The sequence below is a fragment of the Kitasatospora sp. NPDC057198 genome, from assembly GCF_042670125.1.
Taxonomy (GTDB): domain Bacteria; phylum Actinomycetota; class Actinomycetes; order Streptomycetales; family Streptomycetaceae; genus Kitasatospora.
Map to the genome: position 1 here is coordinate 1 of NZ_JBHUWH010000733.1, position 2,485 is coordinate 2,485.

At 74.4% G+C, this 2,485-nt stretch carries 1 protein-coding gene; it reads left to right on the plus strand.

Annotated elements, in window-relative coordinates:
- Nucleotides 1-1,548: 1,548 nt before the first annotated feature.
- Nucleotides 1,549-2,451 carry a tetratricopeptide repeat protein gene (locus ACFUEL_RS38380; protein ID WP_380242653.1) on the plus strand — a complete coding sequence of 301 codons (903 nt, stop codon included), beginning with the start codon at nucleotides 1,549-1,551 and terminating at the stop codon, nucleotides 2,449-2,451.
- Nucleotides 2,452-2,485: the final 34 nt, after the last annotated feature.

Genomic DNA, 2,485 nt, shown 5'->3' on the forward strand with positions numbered 1-2,485 from the left:
GGCTGGGGCCTCGGCCTTTTTTGTTGGGCATCGGCCGGACACGCGTACGGCCGGCGGACGGCGTGATCGGACACCCGGACGCGGTGTCCTGCCCGATGCCGGACAATGGACAAGGCGGACGTTCCGGACCCCGGTGGGGCGGAGGCGTCCGGATCTCGCGCGCTGGTGTCGTGGAACGGCAGTGGCGCCTCTCGAACTCGCAGTGTGCAGACAGGAGTCACCAGCATGTCGAACCCGCCCCAGGATCGGCCCGAGCGCCGTAACGACGGCGGCCGGGGGTACGAGCCCAGGTCGCGTGGGGGCTGGTCGAACGACCGCGGCCCGCGTCGTGACGACCGTGGCGAAGGCGGCGGCTACCGGGGTCGTGACGACCGCGGTGACCGTGGCGGCGACCGTGGAGACCGCGGGGGTTTCCGTTCCCGTGACGACCGCCCGTCGTACGGCGGCGGTGGTGGCGGTGGCGGCTACCGGGGCCGTGACGACCGTCCGCAGGGCGGTGGCGGCTACCGGTCGCGCGACGACCGTCCGTCGTACGGCGGTGGCGGCGGGGGCGGGTACCGCTCGCGTGACGACCGTCCGCAGGGCGGGGACCGCGGGGACCGCGGTGGCTTCCGTCGGGACGACCGTCCGCAGGGCGGTGGCGGCTACCGGGGTCGGGACGAGCGTCCGCAGGGTGGTGGCTACCGTCCGCGTGAGGAGCGTTCGTTCGACGACCGTCCGCAGCGCAGTGGTGGCTTCGAGCGCCGGGACGACCGTCCCCAGGGCGGCGGGTACCGGGGCCGCGACGAGCGTCCGCAGGGCGGCGACCGCGGTGACCGCGGTGGGTTCCGTCCGCGTGAGGACCGTCCGTCGTACGGCCGCGACCGCGACGACCGCCCGCAGCGCAGCGGTGGCTTCGAGCGTCGCGACGACCGTCCCCAGGGCGGCGGGTTCCGCGGGCGTGACGAGCGTCCGCAGCGCAGTGGTGATTTCGAGCGTCGGGACGACCGTCCCCAGGGCGGCGGGTACCGGGGCCGCGACGAGCGTCCGCAGCGCAGCGGCGGCTATGACCGTCCGCAGGGCGGTGGCTACCGTCCGCGTGAGGAGCGTTCGTTCGACGACCGTCCGCAGCGCAGTGGTGGCTTCGAGCGCCGGGACGACCGCCCCCAGGGCGGCGGGTACCGGGGCCGCGACGAGCGTCCGCAGGGCGGCGACCGCGGTGACCGCGGTGGGTTCCGTCCGCGTGAGGACCGTCCGTCGTACGGCCGCGACCGTGACGACCGCCCGCAGCGCAGCGGTGGGTACGAGCGCCGGGATGACCGTCCGCAGCGCAGTGGTGGCTTCGAGCGTCGCGACGACCGCCCCCAGGGCGGCGGGTTCCGCGGCCGGGACGAGCGTCCGCAGCGCAGTGGTGGCTTCGAGCGCCGGGACGACCGCGGTGGTTACCGGGGTGGGCGGGACGACCGCGGGGACCGTGGCGGCTTCCGGGGCGGGCGGGACGACCGTCCGCGCGGGGGCGGGTACGACCGGGGTGAGCGCGGCGGGTACGACGAGCGGCGCCAGGAGCCGGTGAAGCGGCTGCCGATCCCGGACGACGTGACCGGGTTCGAGATCGACGCGGACGTCCGGCAGGACCTGAAGAGCCTGCCGAAGACGCTGGCGGACGACGTGGCGCGCAACCTGGTGATGGTGGCGCGACTGCTCGACAGCGAGCCGGAGGAGGCGTACAACTACTCGCGCGTCGCGCTGCGGTTGGCCTCGCGGGTGGCGAGCGTGCGCGAGGCGGCCGGGTTCGCCTCGTACATGACGCAGCGGTACTCCGAGGCGCTGACCGAGTTCCGGGCGGCGAAGCGGATGACCGGGCGGGTCGACCTGTGGCCGGTGATGGCGGACTGCGAGCGCGGTCTGGGCCGGCCGGAGCGGGCGCTGGCGATGGCCGGCGAGCCCGAGGTGAAGCAGCTGGACAAGGCCGGCCAGGTCGAGATGCGGCTGGTCGCGGCGGGCGCCCGGGCGGACCTGGAGCAGTACGACGCCGCCGTGGTGACGCTGCAGAGCCCCGAGCTGGCGTCCTCGGCGATCCACCCGTGGACGGCGCGGCTGCGCTACGGCTACGCGGACGCGCTGATCGCGGCGGGCCGGGCGGACGAGGCCCGGGAGTGGTTCGTGAAGGCCGTGGAGGCGGACACGGACGGCTCGACCAACGCGGCCGAGCGGCTGGCGGAGATCGACGGCGTGGAGTTCACCGACGCGCTGGACGAGGACGCCGAGGTCGAGGACGAGGGCGCGGAGGCCGTGGAGCCGGTGCGTCGCCAGATCGACAAGGACGACGTCGGCGACGACCGGATGATCTTCGAGGACGAAGAGGACGTCGAGGAGTTCTACGACGAGGACGACCTGGAGATCGACGAGGACTACGACGAGGACTCGTTCCAGGAGCAGAAGCAGGAGCGGGAGCAGCCGAAGCAGGGCTGACCCGCCCCGGTGGGAAGCAGCAGGAGACGGGAGG